Source organism: Bacillus sp. FSL K6-1005 (assembly GCF_038000225.1).
Taxonomy (GTDB): domain Bacteria; phylum Bacillota; class Bacilli; order Bacillales; family Bacillaceae; genus Bacillus; species Bacillus mojavensis.
On the sequence record NZ_JBBOBP010000001.1, the window covers coordinates 3,152,695 to 3,173,648 of the forward strand.

The window sequence follows — 20,954 nt, forward strand, 5'->3', positions numbered from 1 at the left end:
GCTCTTCACGTCTGTCAGCCTTTAAGATGCTGCTTAAAAAAGGAAAGCTTTTCCGTTTGAAAGGCAGGGATATACTCATGCCCAAAGTAGCGGTACACCTTCAGCTCTTTTTCTGTCTCCAGATGGTTATAGGCCGCAAACACAGTAGAAGGCGGCGTAGTCTTGTCAATCAGCCCGATCGACATCAGTACAGGCACCTTCACCCTGTCAGCCAGATTCATAATATCGAAATACGTTAGTGTATTCATGGCCCGCTCTTCTGTTTCCGGGCTGCCATTTCTTCTGAAAAAGGAATTGATTTCGAGATACGGCTGTTCAAGCGCCACATCGATGGCTCGCTCGAAATTGCTTAAATAAGGATAATCAGCAACAGCGGCTTTCGGAATATCTGACAGAGCAGCGGCCGCAATGGTTATGCCTCCGCCCTGGCTTCCGCCTGTCACGCCGATTCTCGTTTCGTCGACTTCATCAAAGCTGCTGATGACTTCAAGCGCGCGGACGGCGTCCAAATAAACTCCCCGGTAGTAGTATGTATCTTTATCAAGAATTCCTTTCGTCATCCAGCCCAATGCGTGTCCGTGCGGAGAAATACTGGTGTCCTCGCTGCCCTGCTGGCCGCGGACAAGCATGCCGAACGCAGCGTATCCGTGCAGCGCCCAATTGACCATTTCATGAATGTCTCCGTCATAGCTTGCATTGTAGCCGTGATATTTGACGATCGCTGGATGCGGGCCTTCTTTGTCAGGCACCGCATACCATCCGGCAATGCTGGCATTTCCAAAACTTTTATATGTAAGGCGGTATACCTTCACTCCATCAGCAGGATAATCAACCGGCTGTAAGTCAGGAACTGCTTGAACTTCGGCAAGCTCATTCAAAGAGGACTTCCAAAACTCAGAAAAATCTTTTTGGGCAGTTTTGTCAGGTTTATACGTTTGCAATTGGTCGAGCGGCATATCGAATTGTTGCATTTCCGATTATTCTCCTTTGTTTAATAAGATTTAGTTTATTTTATACTATCACGTTTTGAATCTATTTTCTAAATTTTTTAACATCTGTTTTCTGATTCAATCCCTCGATGTGAACTCGTTCTTGTGATGAATAGGCTTCTATCCTTGAACACCATACTCACTCTTCTTGATCAAACGTTTGTTTAACCGATTCCCGGCTAAATTCCATAAAGGCCTGTGCGGTCAGACTGACATAGCGGTTTTTTAAAAATACAAAAACAAGAGTGCGTGAAGGCGCGGATTGAAGCGATAAATAGATGACACCCGGATCTTTTCCCTTTTGACCATATTTGGGTCAGTGTTACCCCAAACCGTTTGCGGCAAGGGATTGCGCGATTTTGATGTGCTCGTTTTAAACGCGGCGTTTGGCTTAAAGCCGCTTTCCGCACATAGGTCAAGTACCATCCGGCGAAAACCGTATCCCTTCTTCAGCAAAATAAAAGGAACGTGCTTTGCCATCTCAAGCGGCACGCACGGCTTCCCTCACCTTCCAGTGCTTTATCAATCAGTGCAGTCATTTCGAGCGGCATCCACCTTTGTTTTTCCTTTGATACGGCAAGAACGATCTGCTCAGTCAGCAAGGGTTCGATGGAGAACCTCTCGTCCTCAATCGGCAAGGATAACCTCTCCCTTTGCCGTTATCTCCTCTAAGGCAGCCGGGTCTTGTTCGATAAGCTGAACCTCCACATGGGGATAATGCGCCAAAAACTGCTTCAGAAGCCGGGGGAAAGGTATATCTCCCTGTTACAGATCGAAAGCTTGTGCCCCAGTCCTGCCTGCATCTTCACCAGCAAGTCATCCCTTAATCGAATGATGTCCTCAGCCTTTTCAATGAGATGGAGGCCGTGCGGTGTCAGCGTAACAGAGCCGTGTGACCTGTGAAAAAGAGTAAGCCCCAGCTCCGTCTCCAGCTTTTTGATTTGCTGGCTGAGAGAAGGCTGGGCGATATGAAGGTGCTCCGCCGCTTCGTCCAAGATATAAAAATGATCATAACAGAAATTGCTAACATCATCCATATCATAACAAACAAAGATGAAAGAGCTGGTTCATTTGGCCAAACGAAACTCCGTTTTCGAAAAACGCTGTGATGTATCGTGATGAGAAGGTATTTGCTGATGGGGAAGATTTAACGATGCTGATCAAATTTGCGGAATGCTGTGCAGAGCAGCAAGTGCTTGATGCGGAGCGGGAGCGGGCCATACGGTGCTTGCATTTGCCCCTTATGTCCAAGAATGCATCGGCATTGATGCGACGCAGGGAATGGTTGACGTTGCTTCATCTTTTGCGGAAGAAAAAGCCGCTGCCAATATATATACACTTTCAGAAAGGGACAGCGTCTGACGAAGGCCCATAGACACAAAACGGAAAGCCTGAATCCTTTAGCTTAAAAGCGATATTCATCCAAGGCGTAAAGCGATAAAGAAAAGCCGTGCATCCCGCACGGCTTTTACATTGGCTGATAAAGATCCCAGCCGATTTTTAGCGTCTCCACAATGTAATCTGCAATCTCTTCGGGAGCAAGGTTGTCTGTTTCCACTTTTGAATTGTGCTTATCATAAATGACTTTTCTCTCGTTAAACAGCTGCTCCATTTCGTCCATTGACCGATTATGCAGCACCGGGCGGCTTTCGATCAGCAAATTCGCGCGCTGCTTCCAGTTCTCCCAAGACAGATCGAGGTGAAGCACCAGACAATGTTCGAGACAGCACTTTCTGATTTCCTCTTGTTTAAAAGAGCCTCCGCCAAGTGAGACAATTTTAAATCTTGTATGATGGCATAAATTCAGGATATATTCTTTTTCTGTTTTCCGGAAAAAGTCTTCACCTTTTTTTTCAAACATCTCAGGGATCGACATGTTGAAATCCTTTTCGATTTCTTGGTCAATATCGATAAAATCTCTATATAATTTCTTAGCGACCAATTGGCCGATTGTCGTTTTTCCTACACCCATGAATCCAATCAGGACGATATTTCTTTCTCTTACTGGGATGGCTCGTTTAGCGTTCATCTTCGGCGAAATCCTCCTAAGGAATGAAAGTTTATCTTCATTATATGCTGATTTTGCGAATATTTATATAGGTACCGGCTCGGGCTTTCTCTATTTCATCGTCATCCGTTCAAGCTTTCCTACAATAAAACATGAGAAAACGCAATGGACGAAACGTCGTTTTTGAGCAGCCGGCTCCGTTTCTTTTTTGCGTTCAACCTTCTTGGTCGGATGAAATTCATTGTACAACATTTTCAGACATAATTTAATACTTCGACGCAAAAAAGCATTAAATGATTAAAAACGCCCTTCCTCTATCTGCGTTTATCCGTTTTTCATCAGGGAAAAAGATGACGGGAGGGATTGAGATGAAATTAAGCTTTTGTACAACCGGGTGTAAAAAGCAAAATATAATGGACGTCATTTCCTTTGCAAAGGAGCAGTCCTTTGACGGGATTGATTTGTGGTACGGCCACATCGAACAGTATGAACAGGACTTCGGGCCGCTGGACGGCCTTTATACTCTGCTGCAGCAACATAATTTGAAGGTGCCCGCGGTGAGCTTATACACCGATTTTGTGACACAAGGAGAAGAAGAGACAAAAGAAGCAGTGAGAAAAGGGCTTCGGGCGGCAAGACAGCTTCACAGCCCGCTCATTCGCGTATTTGCCGGGAATCAGGCGTCAAACAGAACGTCGCCAGAAAAATGGCTGCGTGCGGTTGAACAATTTCAGCAGGCTGCGCAAATGGCAGACGGCTATGAGGTAAATATCGGTCTGGAAATTCATTACGATACGTATGCCGATACACCTGAAGCTGCTTTAACATTTTTGAAGGATGTCGCCCATCCGAGACTCCGAACGATTTTTGACGGGTCAAATCTGCACGTGAACCGAATTGACCAGCTGCCGGCTTTAAAAAAAACCTTTCATACGATCAGCCATATCCATTTGAAAAACTATCGCTGGAATTTTGAGAACTGGTATCTAAGCGAACCCACTCCGATTTTTCAAGGAGATCTCGATCAAAAAGCATTTTTAAAAGAACTGATAAACAGACAATATGATGGTTTTGTTTCTCTTGAGTATTTTGGAGAACATGCCTTCACGCATATAAAAGAATCGCTCCGCGAATATACGGCTGTTTTTTCCCGCTGACTCTTCGATCGAAGGGTCTTTTTATGTATCATAAACAAAAAGGGGGAAATCACGATGATCGTGTGGATAAACGGGGCGTTCGGTTCCGGAAAAACACAAACGGCGTTTGAACTGCATAGAAGGCTGAAACCTTCTTACGTATATGATCCTGAAAAGATGGGGTTCGCGATGCGTTCAATGATACCGCCGGATATCGCTGAAGACGACTTTCAAAGCTACCCGCTGTGGCGGGAATTCAATTACTGCATGCTTTCCTATTTGTCAGATACATATCAGGGCATCATCATTGTGCCTATGACCATTACGAACGATCAATACTTCGATGACATTATTGGCAGGCTGAGACAGGACGGCCGGATAATTCATCACTTTACCCTGCTGGCTTCAAAAGAAACATTGCTGAAACGCCTGCGCACCAGAGCGGAAGGGAAAAACTCCTGGGCCGCAAAGCAAATCGACCGCTGCCTCAACAGCCTGTCTGACAGCCTCTTCACAGAACATCTCCATACAGACCAAATGTCTATTCAGCAGGTCGCAGAAGCGATTGCTTCCCAAGCAAATCTGCCGCTTGAGCCTGATTCGAGAGGCAGCCTGCGAAGGTTCACTGACAGATTAATGGTGAAGCTGAATCATATCCGCATCAAATAAAAGACATTTTGAAAATATGTACATGTAAAGGAATCAATAAATAAAAAGCCCACTACGAGAGTGGGCTTTTTATCATGTTATTTCCACCAGTCATCAAACATAGAAGCTGGAACCTGGCGCTTATGCTCCGTCATGCTGTAGCGTTTCTCCAGCGCTTCTGACGCTTTCGCCGATACTTCTTTTCCTTCGAGATAATCGTCAATTTCATCATAGGAAATGCCTAGCTCAGTTTCATCGGACTGCTGCGGCTTTTCATCCAGCAGATCAGCAGTCGGTTCTTTTAAGTATAAGCGTTCTGGTGCACCCAGCTCTTTCAGCAGGCTTCTTCCCTGACGCTTTGTTAAGCCTGTCAGCGGCAGAAGATCTGCGCCTCCGTCACCGTACTTCGTAAAGAAACCAGTCACGGCTTCGGCCGCATGGTCTGTTCCAATCACAAGAAGGCCTTCTTGGCCGCCGATCGCGTATTGAGCAATCATTCTCGTTCTCGCTTTTACGTTTCCTTTATTAAAGTCTGTCAGCTTATCGCCTGTCTCTTGCTGATATTGATCTGCAAAAGCGCTGACTGTTGATTGAATGTCAAATTTCCATGATTTATCCGGCTTGATAAACTTCAGAGCGAGCTGGGCATCATCTTCATCCTGTTGTGTGCCGTGCGGAAGACGGACCGCGATAAATTGAGCGTCTCCGCCCTCCTCGCGAATGCTTTCCACTGCAAGCTGAGCCAGTCTTCCCGCAAGTGTGGAATCTTGGCCGCCGCTGATGCCAAGCACAAGTCCTTTGGCGCCGGTTTTCTTTATATATTGTTTTAAAAAATTGACTCTGTCCTCAATTTCTTGCTTTGGATCAATTGAGGGCTTCACATGTAATTCACGCATAATCTTTTCCTGCATGCTCATCCAATCATTCCTCCTGTACATTATTGCTTATTTACTGAATCATTTCCCTAAATCGATGAAAATGAATCATGACTGTTATGTATCCATATTAACTATAGCACAGGTCTTATTTCATAGTGAATAAGAGCGATCAGCTGACTTCAACCCGTATGGACGTCACACTGTCGCCATTGCACTTTCCTTTTTCAATCGGACAGGAAGAAAACGCGACAATCAAATCCATCTCCGCCCTGAGTCTGACGTAATCCCCGGCATTTGACAGCGGCGTTTCCACAGACAGGTTCCCCTTTTCATCTAAAACAGTATTCATAAAAATCGCAAACGGATAATGCATATGCGGCTTCGGCACGCCGAACTGCTCAAGCGCCCGGTTCATATTATCATAACACGTATCCTGGAACTCGTTCTTTTGTTTTCCGTATAACAGCCTGTTCATGTCAGGACGGCAGGCGGGCAGAAGAAGGTCATGCTTGCCGACCGTATCCTCAATGAGCGTCAGCATCGGTTTATACAAATTAGAGTAAATATGATCGTTGACCTTCACATGAATGGAATGATTGGCATCAATGGTCGCTCCCTGATCAAGATGCTCATAAAAATCCTTTGCATGGTACGCCACAAAATCAGCAACCTGCTGCCCCTCTACATCAACCACCTTCAAAATCTGGCCCTTTTTCAGCTTCAGGCCGAGCCCTTTCTTCGGCTGAACGATATATTGCTTTGTCATCCGCTTCGCTCCTTTTTTTATTTAGTATGAACGTTTGCCATCGCCTCCATGTAAAAAGAGGCAAAAATCCGATGCATATAAGCCTTGCGCGGGTTGCAATCTAACCTTAGATAAAAGGGGTTGAATGTAAATGAGTCAAACAAAAAAAGACCAAGAAAAAGGAAATCTGGCTTGGTGGCAGCTTTCATTAATCGGGATTGGATGCACAATCGGAACAGGATTTTTTCTCGGTTCCAGCATCGCAATTGTAAAAAGCGGATTTTCCGTTCTATTATCATTTCTCATTGCGGCGATCGGCACGTATTTTGTATTCGAACAGCTTGCCAAACTATCGGCAAAACACCCTGAAAAGGGCTCGTTCTGTTCATATGCGAGAAAAGCATTCGGAAGGTGGGCCGGCTTCAGCAACGGCTGGGTGTACTGGTCATCTGAAATGCTGATTACCGGAAGCCAGCTGACAGCCATTTCGTTATTTACGAAGCATTGGTTTCCCCAAGTGCCGCTGTGGGTATTTGCCTCCATCTACGCTGTACTTGGGCTTCTCATTATTTTTACCGGACTTTCTGTTTTTGAAAAAACAGAAAACGTGCTGGCTGTTATCAAAACTGCCGCTATCTTCATGTTTATCGTTATTGCTATTCTGGCTTTGTGCGGCATATTGTCAGGCGGAAAGCCGGAGGTGCAGATTCCGAATGAGACAAAAGAATTTTTCCCATTCGGAGCTATGGGGCTGTGGACAGGCCTTATTTATGCATTTTACGCGTTTGGCGGAATTGAAGTTATGGGGCTCATGACGGTTCATTTAAAGAAGCCGGAGGAAGCCTCAAAGTCAGGCAAGCTGATGCTGGCAACGCTGGCGATTATTTATACCATTTCAATCGGGCTCGCTTTGCTATTAGTTCCTTTACACAAGTTTACAGAACAGGACAGCCCATTTATTACGTCTTTAAAAGGATTTCATCTCGAAGTGATTCTTGATATTTTCAACGGCATTTTTATTATCGCGGGCTTCTCGACCCTTGTCGCTTCACTCTTTGCTGTGACAACATTGCTTTGTACGATGGCCGATGACGGCGACGCGCCGAAATGCTTTACTCTAAAAGAAGGCAAAAAAATATGCTGGCCCGCGCTCGGATTAACATTTGCGGGGCTTATCGTGTCTATCGTACTGTCTCTAGTGCTGCCTAAAAATATTTACGAGCACATGACAACAGCGGCCGGGCTGATGCTTTTATACACTTGGCTGTTTATCCTGTTCTCCAGCAAAAAGCTGACCGATCCGGCAGCCATGGCGAAAACGCAAATTTATTTGGCGACAATTTTGATCGCGGCGGCTGTGTCCGGCACGCTGTTTGAAAAATCGAGCCGACCCGGATTTTTTGTCAGCTTGGGATTTCTAGCTGTCATTGCCGTTGTCACCTTGATTTATCAAAAAAAGCAGGGACATAAAGACCGCCCTGCCAGCTCGTGAACTATTTCATTTTGTTAAACATGTTCTTTAAATATGAAAACGGGCATTTTGATACGTGTTTTTCATCATCTCGGAGAAAATACTGTTTCCATTCCCGATTATCCTTTCCTCCGTACCAGCCTAAATGCGGATGAATCGGAGCTTGATCGTAAGCCTGTAAACGGGATCGGATCAGCCTGCTCATGTTTCGGCCAAATGCGGTTGAATCATTTAGATTTTCAAACACCCATCTTGGCTGAAACGTGATCATAAAATAAGGGAAGCTTCGGCTTCTCCTCGCATCATGAGCCGGCGTTGCACACAGAATAAAATACGGCTCGCCGTTAAAACAAAACTCCCACTTATAATGCTCTGGATCGGCCGGCATATCTGCCGGCCACTCTTTTTCATCTTGTTCGCTCAGTCTATTTAAAAAGCTCCAAAACAGCTCTTCATACGCCTCAATGGAATAATGCTCAGCCAAATCCTCCGGTGTATCAAATAACACAACCAGTGAGGAGTACTTCCCGGTGTCTCGCGATATATTCCCATACTCCGCAAGCAACAGCGCCAGTTCCTCCACCGTACCGTTTTCCCTTGGATCCCCGGCAAAAGCAATGCGAAGCTGATCAGTCAGAAACGCCTGGCGTCCGGGAATGCACGGAAACGTATCCGCGTCATCCGCCACAGTTTCTGCCAATAGCTCAAAAGCGATTCTTTGCCATTCCGGGAACTCAGCTTGATTCCGTTCCAGAAAACTTTTGGTGTAAATCCCTTTCACCATTGATCCACCTCCAGTATCATCTGGATACTATATTAAAATGGAAGGCGGCAGGTGACTGTCCTTTCATGAATCAGCCCAATAACTCTTTGATGCCCTGATAACCGAAGTAAAACCCGAATACAAGAAGAGATATGCCCGCGATTGCGGTCAAGCCCCTTAACAGCTTTTCATTAAGCAGGTTTCTGAAAGTGCTGGCTGCAATGGCCATGCAAAAATCCCAGATTAAGATACCGATCATAATGCCGGAACTATAAATGAGTAGCTGATTCACATTGTAAGTCTCAGCCGTTTTCGCAAGAATGCTCCCGTAAATCCCAAGCCAAAACAGGATACTCAGTGGATTGGATAGTGAAATGAGAAAACCCGATGCAAATGTTTTTCTGTAGGTCGGCTTCCCCTTCGAGCTGCGTACGTCCATCGCTTCCCTGATATTCTTCAGCGTTTCAATACCGGTATAGGTCAGTACAAAAAAACCGAAAAGCCACAAGAACGTTTTTACGAATGGAGCGGTCAGAAACTGTGACAGTCCGAAATAGATGAAAATCATATACAGTCCGTCAGCAGTCATGGCGCCTAAACCAAAAATCCACGCATGCCAAAATCCATTTTTAATGCCTTTATCGATTTGCGCCGCATTGACAGGTCCCACAGGCGCAGACAAGGACAGCCCCAGCACAATATAACTCAAAAAAGTGTTCACCGGCCCGTACTCCCCTCTCTTACTCAACTTGTACAATTTATTCGGGAACGGGCCAAGCTATGCACAAAAATCACCTATTGTTTCAACCGGTCAAGCTCTTCCTCCATAATATCGGAGGCTTTGCCGATAAAACCGAAAATCAGTTCCAATTCCTCCTCCGTATACTCGCGGCACAGATCCATCGTGGACTCTGACAGTGAACGGAACAAATCCTTCACATGCTGTTTAGAAGCGGTAAGGGGCACGATAATCACTCTTCTGCGGTCGTTCGGGTCCCTTTCACGAGCCACATACCCCGCTTTTTCCAGCCGGTCAACAAGCGCCGTAACGGAACCGGTGCTGAGTCCCGTTTTTTTTCCCAGTTCACCGGCCGTCATTGGTCCTGCTTCATTTAATATGTCAGCTGATTTCAAATCGGTAGGAAACAGACCGAGAGCTTGAGCAGCCGCCTGATGAAACAGAATGGTTCTAGTGCCCAATTTCCGAAAAATCTGAATAGCGGCCTTTTCCAACTCACTTCTGGAATTTCTTGTTGACAACTGACAGTCCTCCCTATAAAATCAAATTTATCTTGATAATCGAGATAATTAATAATCAAACTATTATCATGATATCAAACCTTACTTAAAAAAGGTAGAGGAGGTAGAATAAATGGATACAACAGCCGCAAAAAATCCTTCCACTAAATTTGTGGTTCTTGGTCTTTTGCTGGGCATTTTAATGTCCGCGATGGACAATACAATTGTTGCCACCGCGATGGGCAGCATTGTAGCGGATCTCGGAAGCTTTGATAAATTCGCTTGGGTGACTGCATCCTATATGGTGGCAGTCATGGCGGGGATGCCGATTTACGGCAAGCTTTCCGATATGTACGGCCGAAAACGTTTTTTCCTGTTTGGACTTATTTTTTTCTTAATCGGTTCGGCATTATGCGGAATTGCACAAACCATGAACCAGCTAATCATCTACCGGGCCATTCAGGGGATTGGCGGCGGAGCGCTCCTGCCGATTGCCTTTACGATCATCTTTGATTTATTTCCGCCGGAAAAGCGCGGAAAAATGTCGGGCATGTTCGGCGCTGTATTTGGATTATCAAGTGTTCTCGGCCCGCTGTTAGGCGCTATTATCACAGACGCTATCAGCTGGCACTGGGTGTTTTACATCAACGTCCCTATCGGCGCACTGTCATTGTTTTTCATCATCCGCTATTACAAAGAATCGCTGGAGCATAAAAAGCAGAAAATTGATTGGGGCGGCGCTATAACTTTAGTCGTATCCATTGTGTGCCTGATGTTCGCACTTGAGCTCGGCGGCAAAACATACGACTGGAATTCGATACAAATCATTGGCCTGTTTATCATTTTCGCGGTTTTCTTTATTGCCTTTTTTATTGTGGAGAGAAAAGCGGAAGAACCGATTATCTCCTTCTGGATGTTTAAGAACCGCTTGTTTGCCACAGCGCAGATTCTCGCTTTTCTTTATGGCGGAACATTCATTATTTTAGCAGTGTTTATTCCGATTTTCGTACAGGCAGTATACGGCAGCTCAGCGACAAGCGCAGGCTTTATTCTGACACCGATGATGATCGGATCAGTGATCGGAAGTATGATCGGCGGAATCTTCCAAACGAAGGCAAGCTTCCGCAATCTCATGCTGATTTCCGTGACATCTTTCTTTATCGGCATGCTGCTGCTTTCCAATATGACGCCGGACACAGCGCGTGTATGGCTGACTGTCTTTATGATGATTTCAGGCTTCGGCGTAGGCTTTAACTTCTCGCTGCTCCCAGCAGCATCCATGAATGATTTAGAACCTCGTTTTCGGGGAACGGCCAACTCCACCAATTCATTTTTACGATCATTCGGCATGACGCTCGGTGTCACGATTTTCGGCACGGTTCAGACAAACGTGTTCACAAACCAGCTAAGCGACGCCTTCAGCGGGATGAAAGGCTCCGCCGGCTCAGGCGCGCCACAGAATATCGGTGATCCGCAAGCGATTTTCCAAGCCGGCACACGATCACAGATCCCTGCTGCGATTCTGAACCGGATCATCGACGCCATGTCCTCAAGCATCACATATGTCTTTTTACTTGCTTTGATTCCAATTGTTCTCGCGGCGATTACCGTTTTGTTTATGGGAAAAACAAGAGTCAAAACAACTGAGGAAATGACGAAGAAAGCAAATTAATGAAAAAGCAGTACACCCTGGGTGTACTGCTTTTTTCTATTAAACACCTAATCTTGCTAGAATAAATGTCCATATGCAGATGATCAATAACAGAATCAGGCTGTACGCTACTGTCCGTTTAAACAGCTTTGATTCCTTCCCTGTCTGGCCGACCGCGGCAGCGGCAATGGCGATAGATTGCGGAGAAACGAGCTTCGCCATTACCCCGCCCGCCGTATTTGCGGCTAACAGCAAATCAGAACCGGCCCCGATCTGCGCACCGGTGACGACCTGCAGGTGACCGAACAGCGCATTATTGCTGACAACTGAGCCAGTGATGAACACGCCGATCCAGCCGAGAACAGGACTGACAAACGGGAACAAATCGCCTGTTTTCGCCAGTGCCAGCCCGATGGAAGAGCTAAGCCCCGCGAAGTTGGCCAGATTGGCAAACGCCATCACAAAGCAGATCGTGACAATCGGCATCCACAGTTCCTTCCCCGTCTCCTTCAAGCAACTGAAACCATCCCGATAAGAGAAATTTTTGCTGAACAGTCCCGTAACAATGACCGCCGCTAAAATCGCTGTACCGGTCGCTGACAGCAGATCGACTTTAAAGACTGCATCTAACGGCATGGCAGATGGGGCAATTGGCGGCATCTTCATAATTTGCTGATGCAGAAAAGGCATTTTCAAAAGAAGCGTTGTTTGATATAACAGTCCGCCTTCTTGGAAAAGCGCTTTGAAGGCAGGAAGGCTCCAGATGGTGATCGCCGCGGTTAAAATGTAGAAAGGTGACCATGCCTTGGCAATGTCTGCCGCGCTGTATCTTTTTTTCTCACTAGCTTCTCCGGCTCCCTGCTCACGATAAATCTGTTTCGGCTGCCACTTACGCAGGAAGAGCGCAAGCCCGCCCATACTGAACAGCGCCGCCAAAATGTTAGCTAATTCCGGTCCGAGCACAGCCATTGTCAGCGTCTGAACCGCTGTATACAGTCCGCTGACAACCAGCAAGGCAGGCCAGGTTTGTTTGATACCCTTCATCCGGTCTAATATGAACACGAGTAAAAACGGAATCAGAAATGTAATGATCGGCAGTGTCCAGACCAATGCCCGTGACAGCTCAAGAGCAGACAAGTCTCCAATTTGCGCGCCTGTAATCACCGGTATCCCGATCGCGCCGAAGGCTCCAGAGGCAGCGTTCGCAATTAAGCAGAGCGCCGCCGCCTTTAACGGTTTAAAGCCAAGTTCGACGAGCAGCGCCGCACTGATTGCAATCGGAACACCAAAGCCGGCCGCACCTTCCAAAAATGCGTTAAAACAAAAACCGATTAATAATAGCTGTAATCTTTGGTCAGGCGAGATGCCGGCAATGCTGGAACGAATAATGGTAAACTTCCCGGTTTTCACAGCGATTTTATAGAGCCACACTGCCATCAGGACAATGTAGCCGATCGGCCACAAACCGCTTCCGATGCCTAATAAAACAGAAGAAACAGCTTTTTCAACCGGCATATGAAATGCCAAAACGGCAACCAAAAAGCTGACGGCTAGGGTAAGAAATGCTGCAAGAATGCCTTTCATCTTAAAAACGGTTAAAGCTAAGAGAAAAAAGAGAATCGGAGTGAGCGCCACAAGTGCGCTCACATACTCGTTTCCAAACGGATCATACAACTGCTCCCACATTGACAATCAGCCCTTTACTCTATAGTTGCGATTAGTTGACCTTTTGTTCTGCAAAATGAGGTTTTAAAATATTTTTAAGGACGTCTGCGCTGTGAAGGAACTGTTCTTTTTCTTTCTCATTTAAGTTCAGCTCAGTGATGTCTGCGATACCTCCGCGGTTTACGACAGCCGGAACGCCGATGTATACGTCATCTGCGCCGTATTGTCCCTCCAAATAGGTGCTGACAGTTAAAATGCTGTTTTCATTATGAAGAATGGCTTTTGTAATGCGGGCAAGGCTCATCGCAACACCATAATAAGTCGCACCTTTTTTCTCAATGATATGGTAAGCAGCGTTTTTCACGTCATCTACGATCTGGTCTAGCTCCTCTAGTTTGTACGCATCGTTTTTCTCAACGAGTTCACCGACAGGCACACCGCCGACATTTGCGTGGCTCCAGACAGGAAGCTCAGTATCGCCGTGTTCACCGATAATATGCGCGTGCACGTTTTGAGGCGCTGCGCCAAAGTATTCGCTCAGCATGTAACGGAATCTCGCAGAATCAAGTGTTGTGCCGCTTCCGATCACTCGCTCTTTTGGCAGGCCGCTGAATTTCCATGTTGCATAAGTCAGAATATCAACCGGATTTGTCGCGATTAAGAAAATGCCGTCAAATCCGCTCGCCATGACTTCACTGACAATTCCTTTGAAGATCTTTAAGTTCTTTTCTACTAATTCAAGGCGTGTCTCACCAGGCTTTTGGTTTGCTCCGGCGCAAATGCAGACAATATCAGCATCCTGGCAGTCTTCATATGTTCCGAAAGATGTTTTGACCGGATGCGGCGCAAACGCCTTTCCGTGGTTTAAATCCATTACATCGCCCATTGCTTTTTCTTTATTTAAATCAATGACCACAAGTTCATCTGTGATCCCTTGGTTAATTAACGCAAATGCATAACTGCTTCCAACAAAACCCGCTCCGATTAAAGCTACTTTATTTACACGTTTATTCATCATTAATCATCCTTCCAGGGTATGTTTTTCTTCGATGACTGTTTGTGAAGTATTTCACATTTATATTGTGCAACATTTCACAAACTTTTGCAAGAGAAAAGATTTGTCTGATTTATGAACAAAAAAAGAAACCATCCTCTATGATGATTTCTTCTTAGACTCCTTTTTTACCGATCTTCTGTAAGACAGCTTCACGATCCCGAATCGTAGCAGAAACAGAACGCCGCCGCAGACGATAAATAAGAGAAACATTTTCAGCCAAGCGAAGAATGTATGGGGAATCCCCCTGTCATACATCGTAAGCACCACTACCGCAAAGGCGACAGCTATTGATTCTATGAACTGCTGCTTCACCCGTTTATGCAGTTCTTTCTCGGTGTCTATTCTCGGCATCAGCATTCCAGAAGCAGATGCCCTGATGCAGTAATATAAGATGATAATGAACAAAAACACAAGGCTCGCGACCCATTCTTTAAACGGAAATTCAAACATAATGCCGCGGATGATCACATCCAGCAGCGCAATCGCCCCGGCTAACATGCCGATCTCCGACCAGATTTTTTGTTCTTTTTCTTTTACTCTCTTATTTTTCCCATTCACGCCTGAAAGTCTGTTATGCAGATTATTCATGACCTTCCTCCCGCACTTTTACGAATGGCTTATGGCTTACATGTTACAATAACAGCCTGCGCTTCTGCAACGAATAAATGAAAAGCCCGCCGTACAAGCCGGCGGGCAGCAATGTTTAATACGGCCCCCAATTGATCAAGACACCGATACAAATAAACACAAGCCCGATTAAGAACCAAATCAGAGCGAGCGGCAGCATAAACCGAAGCCACTTGACGTACGGAATTCCGCTGGCGGCAAGCACTGCCATCAAAACGCCGGACGTCGGGTTCACACAGTTGACAACCCCTTCTCCAAGCATAACCGCTTCCACCGCGACCTGTCTCGTGATTCCCATCAAATCAGCGAGCGGCGCCAAAATCGGAATGAACACAACCGCTTCGCCCGATCCTGAAGAGATGAGAAAATGAAGCAAAGCACTGGCGATATACATGCCGATTGCGCCGGCCATCGGACTGAATCCGTCCAAAACGGAAGCCAAAGCATTGACGACTGTATCCAGCAGCTTTCCATTTTCAAGAATGACAGAAATGCTCCGCGCCATCCCGACAATCAGCGCACCGTATACAAGACTCTGACAGCCGGTAATAAAAGTTTTGGCAATATCGTTTGCCGCAAGTCCTCCAATGAATCCGGCAAGGACCGAAATAAAAATAAATGTCGCAGCCATTTGGGAATCTGACCAGCCCAGCTTCAATGCGCCGTACAAAAATCCGATCAGTGACAAACCCGCGACTCCCAAAATCAGCTTATGGCGAACGGTAAAGGGGACAGACTTATCTTCTTCTTGATTCGCATCGCTCAATCCTGCCGCCGGGAACCAGTTTGTGCCTAGCACGCTGGCATCCTTTGATTTCTTTAATTTTCTTGTATACCAATAGATATAAATGATAGAAGACAGCAAAAAGCATATGTATATGACCACACGAAGGCCGATCCCCGAAAACAGAGGCAGCTCCGCAATCGATTGCGATAAGCCAAGCGGGGACGGTGATAAAATGGTAGAGTTAAACCCGGCATAGCAGCCTATATAAATAACAGCTGCACCCGCGACCGCGTCCCATTTTAAGGAGCGTGCGACAATAAGGCCGATGGGAATAAATCCGATCACTGAGTTCACGACAATTCCGGTCGTTCCAAGAACAGAAAACAACGCACCGACAATACAAATAAATAATAATTGCTTTGTGCGGAACTTGCTGATGACATTGTAAATAAGTCCGTTGATGGCACCTGTTTTTTCTAAAATAGCGATCGTGCCGCCTGTGAATAAAATCAGAAAAATAATAGGGGCTGAGCCGACCATTCCATCCTGAAGAGAAGTGAAAAAGCTGATCAGGCTGACCGGAGACTGTTCAATTGAATGGTAGCTTCCCGGCACCGCAGTGGTAACCTCTCCCTTCGTCACACGGTCAAATTCTCCCGCCGGCACAATATACGAAGCAACGGCGCACATGAAAGCGATGATAAATAAGAGGACATAGGCGTCAGGCATGTTAAAGGCGGTACGTTTTTTCTTCGGCTGTGTTTCGGCTGCTGGCATACTCATATTTCGATCCATCCCCTCTTTTTAGAAAATACCTATTATTCTGAAAAATATAAATATGTGCTATATTATAAACAGCCTATCTACCTGTTTCAATATAAAAAAAGGAAAGAAGGAGGTTTTTCTCCCATGCAAAAACTCTCAGAAGAAATGAAACAAACCGTAATGGACATCTTTGAACATCTTCACGCCAATCCAGAAGTCAGCTGGAAAGAATATGAGACAACTGCATTTCTTAAACAAAAACTCGAAGATGCAGGGTGCCGCACGCGCACATTTTCAGATTGCACCGGAGTTGTCGGTGAAATGGGTTCGGGCTCGCCTGTTGTAGCTGTCCGTGCTGACATTGATGCATTATGGCAGGAGGTCAACGGCACATTTCGCGCCAATCATTCCTGCGGACATGATTCGCATATGACAATGGCTTTAGGTACGTTAATGCTGCTGAAAAAACAGCCGCAGCTTCCGAGCGGAACGATCCGTTTTATCTTTCAGCCCGCAGAAGAAAAAGGCGGCGGCGCTCTAAAAATGATAGAAGAAGGCGTGCTTGATGACGTCGACTATTTGTATGGCGTCCACGTCCGCCCAATTCAGGAAACCCAAAACGGACGCTGCGCCCCATCCATTCTGCACGGGTCAAGCCAGCACATCGAAGGCACAATCATTGGAGAGGAAGCTCATGGCGCGCGGCCGCACCTTGGCAAAAACAGCATCGAAATCGCGGCATTCCTCGTCCATAAGCTGGGACTGATTCACATCGATCCGAAAATTCCGCACACTGTCAAAATGACAAAGCTTCAAGCCGGCGGCGACAGCTCTAACATCATTCCCGGAAAAGCGACCTTCAGCCTTGACCTGCGGGCGCAAACAAATGAAGCCATGGCGACGCTGATCGCAGAAACAGAAAGAGCCTGCGAAGCGGCTGCCGCGGCATTCGATGCGAAAATTGAACTTCACAAGGAACACAGCCTTCCGGCGGCAACACAGAATAAAGAAGCTGAAGGCATTATGGCTGAAGCGATCACAGACGTTATCGGAGCTGATCAGCTCGATGAACCGCTTGTGACAACCGGCGGTGAAGACTTTCATTTTTATGCCGTGAAAGTGCCGAATCTTAAAACGACCATGCTTGGCCTCGGCTGCGGACTTCAGCCAGGACTCCATCACCCGCATATGACCTTTGACAGAAACGCGATGTTTACCGGGATTCACATTTTAGCAAACGCTGTGTTAAAAACGTTCCAAAAAGCCGATACACTCGCATCAGCCAATGCTTCTTAAATCAAAAAAGCAGCCTGCGAACAGGCTGCTTTCTTCATTATTTCTTCAGATCTTCAATTGAGTTGACGTTTTTCATATATTGAGGCACAACAAGACCCATCTTCACGCCAGTGATACTGACGCCTACATCATCATATTTGCCTTTATATTTGACAGCGTATGGTTTATGGGTATTCGGCAGCCATGCGGAAAGAGATGCGTCCGCGCTTCCCGTCGCAATCGCCGTCCACATCGGACCAGCTTCTACCTGAGTGAGTTTCACGTCATAGCCCAAGTCTTCTAAGACTTTGCCCATAACGTTTGTACTTGCAATCTCACTGTCCCACGCCACATAGGCAAGGTTGATTTTGTCTCCCTTCACCTTTTGCACGCCTTTGGTCCACTCCGCGATTTGATCCTTGTGCTTCTTCACATAATCAGCAGCGGCTTTGGAAGGTTTCTCGCCTTCTTCCACCTTGATCATCACTTCACCCATGTCGTCTTGCGTCCATTTAAACTGGCTCAGAAGCTTAACGGCATTCGGCTGTTCTTTGCTGAAGCCTTTTCTGGTGATCGTATGAATCTCCTCAGCACTGCCGTAAGTTTTTTTCGGATCATCAAGATATTTTAATTTATATCTGGAGAACATCCAGTGCGGAGTCCATCCTGTGATAATAATTGGTTTCTTCCGGTCGTATGACTTTTTGAGCGTAGCAGTCATAGCAGCGCTTGACGATGAAATCAGTGTCCAGTCGTTCAGGTTATAATCCTTCAACGCTTGATCAGTCAGGCTCATAATACCTGAACCGGGGTCAATCCCGATGATCGTCTTGTTCACCTGTTCAGCTGCGGACGCATTTTCGTCGTTTTCTGATCCGCAAGCCGCAAGTGAGAGTGCCAGCATGGCGGAAACACCGATACCGATGATTTTTTTAAACATCAGGCATTCCCCCTGCTTTTCTTCTTCACTTTAATATTTTGTGTAATACGGTCGAGCGTAATCGCAACGATAACGATAGCGATACCTGCTTCTACACCGACCCCTGTTTTCAGCTGTGTAACGGCGCTGTATACTTCTGAACCTAGTCCAGGCGCACCGACCATTGCTGCGATAACAACCATTGATAATGCAAGCATGATACTTTGGTTGATCCCGGCAAGAATGGTTTTTGTGGCAAGCGGAAGCTGAACCTTAATCAAACGCTGAGCTGTTGTAGAACCAAACGCTTCAGTTGCTTCAATCAGATCCGCAGGCACTTGTTTAATACCGAGAACCGTCATACGGATTGTCGGCGGCATTGCGAAGATAACAGACGCAACAACACCCGGCACAACACCGATATTAAAGAAGAAAATTGCCGGCAAAAGATATACGAAAGCAGGCATTGTCTGCATTAAATCAAGGATAGGCGTTACGATACGGCGAACCGTTTCTTTTTGAGATGCCCAAATTCCGATCGGCACACCGACCACAATCGAAATAATGACGGACGTGACAACCAGCGCTAACGTTTGCAGCATTGGGTCCCAATATCCTAAATAATCAATAACGAGAAAGCCAATTAAAGTAAACAGCGCAATTCCTCTCGTACTGATCCACCATGCAAGAGCTGCGAAAATAATCGTTAACAAAATAGAAGGAATAAATCCAAGCCCGGTTACAATCCCGTTTACAAAAATGGCCAAGCCATTTGCGATTCCATCGAGGAATCCGCCAAACGTTATCGTAATCCAGTCAACAAAACGGTCAATGATGTCTGCTAAAGGTATTCTAGGCAGTCTATCCAATTTACTTCACCTCCCGTACAGAAGGATCTTGTGTTTGCTCAGCAGTGCCTTCAACATTGATATAATCGTTATTGCCCGCAAGTGCGCCAATCAGCGCGCCTCTTACGACAATCCCTTTCATTCTTTGCTTTTCATCCACAACCGCAATTGGAATATTCGCGTCAGAAACAACGTCAAAAATCTCAGTCAGATACGTATTCTCTGGTACAGTCGTAAATTCCTTATTCAAGATATCCTGAAGGGATAAATCAGACTCGGCTGCTTTTTTCGCATCAGCCGCATAAATGACACCTAACAATTGTTTTTGTTTATCGACTGCATAAATAGATGAAATTCCTAGGTTTTTCATCAGTGTTAATGCAACGCGCGGCCCTTTATCAATCCGCACCGTTTCAGCGCGCTTCATAATGTGGCCGGCAGTTAATACTTTAGACAAATCAACGTCCTCAACGAATTTCTCAACATATTCGTTGGATGGATTCATGAGGATTTCTTCCGGCGTGCCGATCTGAACGATGTTTCCGTCCTTCATCAGCGCGATTCTGTCGCCGATGCGAAGCGCTTCATCCAGGTCGTGCGTAATAAAAATAATCGTTTTTCCGACATTATCATGCAGATCCAAAAGTTCATCCTGCATATCTTTACGGATTAATGGATCAAGCGCACTAAACGCTTCGTCCATCAGAAGGATGTCCGGATTATTCGTCAAAGCGCGGGCAAGGCCGACACGCTGCTGCATCCCGCCTGAAAGCTGGTCAGGGTATTGGTGTTCAAATCCTTCAAGCCCGACAAGTTTAAGCGACTCAAGCGCTTTTTGCTGGCGCTCCTGTTTGTCTACACCTTGAAGCTCCAGTCCGTATTCTGTGTTTTCAAGTATCGTTCTGTGCGGGAACAAAGCGAACTTTTGGAAGACCATACTGATTTTTTTCCGGCGGACTTCCCGGAGCTGGTCTTTAGACATATTTGTTATCATGTCACCATCAATGTAAATTTTTCCGGCAGTCGGTTCAATAAGCCGGTTTAACAGCCGTACTAAAGTTGATTTACCGCTCCCTGATAGACCCATGATGACAAATATCTCACCATCATATACATCAAAATCTGCTTGGTTAACCCCAACGGTTGATCCGGTTGCTTTCAGGATCTCTTTTTTATTTTTTCCGTCGGCAAGCATTTGAACTGCTTTCTTGGTTTGTTTCCCAAAAATCTTAGAGACTTTCTCGACTTTTATCTTAATCGGTTTCTCATCTACACTCATATTTTCCCTCCATATTAAGCAATCTTTATTACCGTAACACTTATGTAACAACACACACAAACCGCATATTCTCTTTTATTCTGTACCATTTCATGATAAACATCCCTGTGACCCCAAGACCTTAATTATGCTTCTAAATACTCTGTAATCCTCCTTTATTATTATATTTTACAGGTAAAATTAAGCCTTTTTTATTGAAAACGCTTTTATTAAATCGAAAATCCTTCTTCCTCTTATGACTTCAAGCTCCTTTACTGGAAAAAT

The 20,954-nt window shown here is 45.8% G+C and carries 19 protein-coding genes and 2 pseudogenes; 6 read left to right on the top strand and 15 right to left on the bottom strand.

All coding sequences use genetic code 11. From position 1 onward, the window contains the following. Positions 1-14: 14 nt before the first annotated feature. A complete protein-coding gene (cah, locus tag NST16_RS16265) occupies positions 15-971 on the bottom strand; it encodes a cephalosporin C deacetylase (RefSeq protein ID WP_340887567.1) in 957 nt (318 codons plus the stop codon). A gap of 157 nt (positions 972-1,128) precedes the next feature. After that, positions 1,129-2,026, bottom strand: a pseudogene (locus tag NST16_RS16270) (LysR substrate-binding domain-containing protein). Between the two features lie 71 nt (positions 2,027-2,097). Here NST16_RS16270 and NST16_RS16275 point away from each other — a divergent pair. Beyond that, positions 2,098-2,321, top strand: a pseudogene (locus NST16_RS16275) (class I SAM-dependent methyltransferase); the annotation flags it as partial. Positions 2,322-2,457: 136 nt separating this feature from the next. On the opposite strand, the gene NST16_RS16280 reads toward NST16_RS16275, so the two are convergent. After that, positions 2,458-3,018, bottom strand: coding sequence for a shikimate kinase (locus NST16_RS16280; RefSeq protein ID WP_127696038.1), 561 nt, complete (start codon positions 3,016-3,018; stop codon positions 2,458-2,460). A 347-nt stretch (positions 3,019-3,365) separates the two neighbouring features. Here NST16_RS16280 and NST16_RS16285 point away from each other — a divergent pair, with 347 nt between their 5' ends. Beyond that, positions 3,366-4,154 carry a sugar phosphate isomerase/epimerase family protein gene (locus NST16_RS16285; protein WP_340887572.1) on the top strand — a complete coding sequence of 263 codons (789 nt, stop codon included), beginning with the start codon at positions 3,366-3,368 and terminating at the stop codon, positions 4,152-4,154. 54 nt (positions 4,155-4,208) lie between these two features. Beyond that, on the top strand, positions 4,209-4,802 hold the full coding sequence (gene tmrB / locus NST16_RS16290; protein WP_340887575.1) for a tunicamycin resistance ATP-binding TmrB: 594 nt from the start codon (positions 4,209-4,211) through the stop codon (positions 4,800-4,802). Positions 4,803-4,879: 77 nt separating this feature from the next. Here the strand turns inward: tmrB and nadE are convergent, their stop codons facing one another. After that, positions 4,880-5,698, bottom strand: a complete 819-nt coding sequence (gene nadE, locus NST16_RS16295) for an ammonia-dependent NAD(+) synthetase (RefSeq protein WP_340887576.1) — start codon at positions 5,696-5,698, stop codon at positions 4,880-4,882. Positions 5,699-5,828: 130 nt separating this feature from the next. Continuing rightward, a complete protein-coding gene (locus NST16_RS16300) occupies positions 5,829-6,425 on the bottom strand; it encodes a DUF1989 domain-containing protein (RefSeq protein WP_268471433.1) in 597 nt (198 codons plus the stop codon). A gap of 130 nt (positions 6,426-6,555) precedes the next feature. On the opposite strand from NST16_RS16300, the gene NST16_RS16305 reads away from it, so the two are divergent. Further along, positions 6,556-7,896, top strand: coding sequence for an amino acid permease (locus NST16_RS16305; RefSeq protein ID WP_340887577.1), 1,341 nt, complete (start codon positions 6,556-6,558; stop codon positions 7,894-7,896). A gap of 1 nt (position 7,897) precedes the next feature. Here NST16_RS16305 and NST16_RS16310 read toward each other — a convergent pair whose 3' ends face one another. The 3 genes from NST16_RS16310 to NST16_RS16320 form a co-directional block, all read right to left on the bottom strand. Then, positions 7,898-8,659 (bottom strand): YqcI/YcgG family protein, encoded by a 762-nt coding sequence (locus NST16_RS16310; protein ID WP_340887578.1) that lies wholly within the window; start codon positions 8,657-8,659, stop codon positions 7,898-7,900. A 70-nt stretch (positions 8,660-8,729) separates the two neighbouring features. Beyond that, positions 8,730-9,359: a LysE family translocator gene (locus NST16_RS16315; protein WP_268448981.1), complete on the bottom strand. Its 630-nt coding sequence runs from the start codon at positions 9,357-9,359 to the stop codon at positions 8,730-8,732. Positions 9,360-9,433: 74 nt separating this feature from the next. Then, positions 9,434-9,898, bottom strand: coding sequence for a MarR family transcriptional regulator (locus NST16_RS16320; protein WP_010332946.1), 465 nt, complete (start codon positions 9,896-9,898; stop codon positions 9,434-9,436). Positions 9,899-10,010: 112 nt separating this feature from the next. Between NST16_RS16320 and bmr3 the strand changes: the two genes are divergently transcribed. Then, positions 10,011-11,549 carry a multidrug efflux MFS transporter Bmr3 gene (gene bmr3 / locus NST16_RS16325; RefSeq protein WP_268471432.1) on the top strand — a complete coding sequence of 513 codons (1,539 nt, stop codon included), beginning with the start codon at positions 10,011-10,013 and terminating at the stop codon, positions 11,547-11,549. Between the two features lie 39 nt (positions 11,550-11,588). Here bmr3 and NST16_RS16330 read toward each other — a convergent pair whose 3' ends face one another. The 4 genes from NST16_RS16330 to NST16_RS16345 all read right to left on the bottom strand — a co-directional run bounded on the left by NST16_RS16330 (position 11,589) and on the right by NST16_RS16345 (position 16,387). Beyond that, entirely contained in the window at positions 11,589-13,214 is a 1,626-nt protein-coding gene (locus NST16_RS16330; protein ID WP_326226467.1) for an L-lactate permease, read from the bottom strand. A gap of 31 nt (positions 13,215-13,245) precedes the next feature. Beyond that, positions 13,246-14,211, bottom strand: a complete 966-nt coding sequence (locus NST16_RS16335) for an L-lactate dehydrogenase (protein ID WP_340887583.1) — start codon at positions 14,209-14,211, stop codon at positions 13,246-13,248. Between the two features lie 135 nt (positions 14,212-14,346). Further along, positions 14,347-14,838: a DUF6773 family protein gene (locus NST16_RS16340; protein ID WP_010332942.1), complete on the bottom strand. Its 492-nt coding sequence runs from the start codon at positions 14,836-14,838 to the stop codon at positions 14,347-14,349. A gap of 115 nt (positions 14,839-14,953) precedes the next feature. Continuing rightward, positions 14,954-16,387: a YfcC family protein gene (locus NST16_RS16345; protein ID WP_268444221.1), complete on the bottom strand. Its 1,434-nt coding sequence runs from the start codon at positions 16,385-16,387 to the stop codon at positions 14,954-14,956. Between the two features lie 126 nt (positions 16,388-16,513). On the opposite strand from NST16_RS16345, the gene NST16_RS16350 reads away from it, so the two are divergent. Further along, the gene (locus NST16_RS16350) at positions 16,514-17,665 is read left to right on the top strand and encodes a M20 peptidase aminoacylase family protein (protein WP_340887585.1); all 1,152 of its coding nucleotides are present in this window, start codon (positions 16,514-16,516) and stop codon (positions 17,663-17,665) included. 37 nt (positions 17,666-17,702) lie between these two features. Here NST16_RS16350 and NST16_RS16355 read toward each other — a convergent pair whose 3' ends face one another. The 3 genes from NST16_RS16355 to opuAA are packed head-to-tail and all read right to left on the bottom strand — an operon-like array spanning position 17,703 to position 20,690. Then, a complete protein-coding gene (locus tag NST16_RS16355; protein ID WP_010332939.1) occupies positions 17,703-18,584 on the bottom strand; it encodes a glycine betaine ABC transporter substrate-binding protein in 882 nt (293 codons plus the stop codon). Beyond that, positions 18,584-19,432, bottom strand: a complete 849-nt coding sequence (gene opuAB, locus NST16_RS16360) for a glycine/proline betaine ABC transporter permease subunit OpuAB (RefSeq protein WP_010332937.1) — start codon at positions 19,430-19,432, stop codon at positions 18,584-18,586. Before opuAB ends, NST16_RS16355 begins: the two co-directional genes overlap by 1 nt. 1 nt (position 19,433) lies before the next feature. Then, positions 19,434-20,690 (bottom strand): glycine/proline betaine ABC transporter ATP-binding protein OpuAA, encoded by a 1,257-nt coding sequence (opuAA, locus tag NST16_RS16365; RefSeq protein ID WP_229149674.1) that lies wholly within the window; start codon positions 20,688-20,690, stop codon positions 19,434-19,436. Positions 20,691-20,954: the final 264 nt, after the last annotated feature.

Coding starts and splice junctions, on each gene's coding strand:
- cah (WP_340887567.1), bottom strand. CDS start 971: ATGCAACAATTCGATATGCCGCTCGACCAATTGCAAACGTATAAACCT.
- NST16_RS16280 (WP_127696038.1), bottom strand. CDS start 3,018: ATGAACGCTAAACGAGCCATCCCAGTAAGAGAAAGAAATATCGTCCTG.
- NST16_RS16285 (WP_340887572.1), top strand. CDS start 3,366: ATGAAATTAAGCTTTTGTACAACCGGGTGTAAAAAGCAAAATATAATG.
- tmrB (WP_340887575.1), top strand. CDS start 4,209: ATGATCGTGTGGATAAACGGGGCGTTCGGTTCCGGAAAAACACAAACG.
- nadE (WP_340887576.1), bottom strand. CDS start 5,698: ATGAGCATGCAGGAAAAGATTATGCGTGAATTACATGTGAAGCCCTCA.
- NST16_RS16300 (WP_268471433.1), bottom strand. CDS start 6,425: ATGACAAAGCAATATATCGTTCAGCCGAAGAAAGGGCTCGGCCTGAAG.
- NST16_RS16305 (WP_340887577.1), top strand. CDS start 6,556: ATGAGTCAAACAAAAAAAGACCAAGAAAAAGGAAATCTGGCTTGGTGG.
- NST16_RS16310 (WP_340887578.1), bottom strand. CDS start 8,659: ATGGTGAAAGGGATTTACACCAAAAGTTTTCTGGAACGGAATCAAGCT.
- bmr3 (WP_268471432.1), top strand. CDS start 10,011: ATGGATACAACAGCCGCAAAAAATCCTTCCACTAAATTTGTGGTTCTT.
- NST16_RS16330 (WP_326226467.1), bottom strand. CDS start 13,214: ATGTGGGAGCAGTTGTATGATCCGTTTGGAAACGAGTATGTGAGCGCA.
- NST16_RS16335 (WP_340887583.1), bottom strand. CDS start 14,211: ATGATGAATAAACGTGTAAATAAAGTAGCTTTAATCGGAGCGGGTTTT.
- NST16_RS16340 (WP_010332942.1), bottom strand. CDS start 14,838: ATGAATAATCTGCATAACAGACTTTCAGGCGTGAATGGGAAAAATAAG.
- NST16_RS16345 (WP_268444221.1), bottom strand. CDS start 16,387: ATGAGTATGCCAGCAGCCGAAACACAGCCGAAGAAAAAACGTACCGCC.
- NST16_RS16350 (WP_340887585.1), top strand. CDS start 16,514: ATGCAAAAACTCTCAGAAGAAATGAAACAAACCGTAATGGACATCTTT.
- NST16_RS16355 (WP_010332939.1), bottom strand. CDS start 18,584: ATGTTTAAAAAAATCATCGGTATCGGTGTTTCCGCCATGCTGGCACTC.
- opuAA (WP_229149674.1), bottom strand. CDS start 20,690: ATGAGTGTAGATGAGAAACCGATTAAGATAAAAGTCGAGAAAGTCTCT.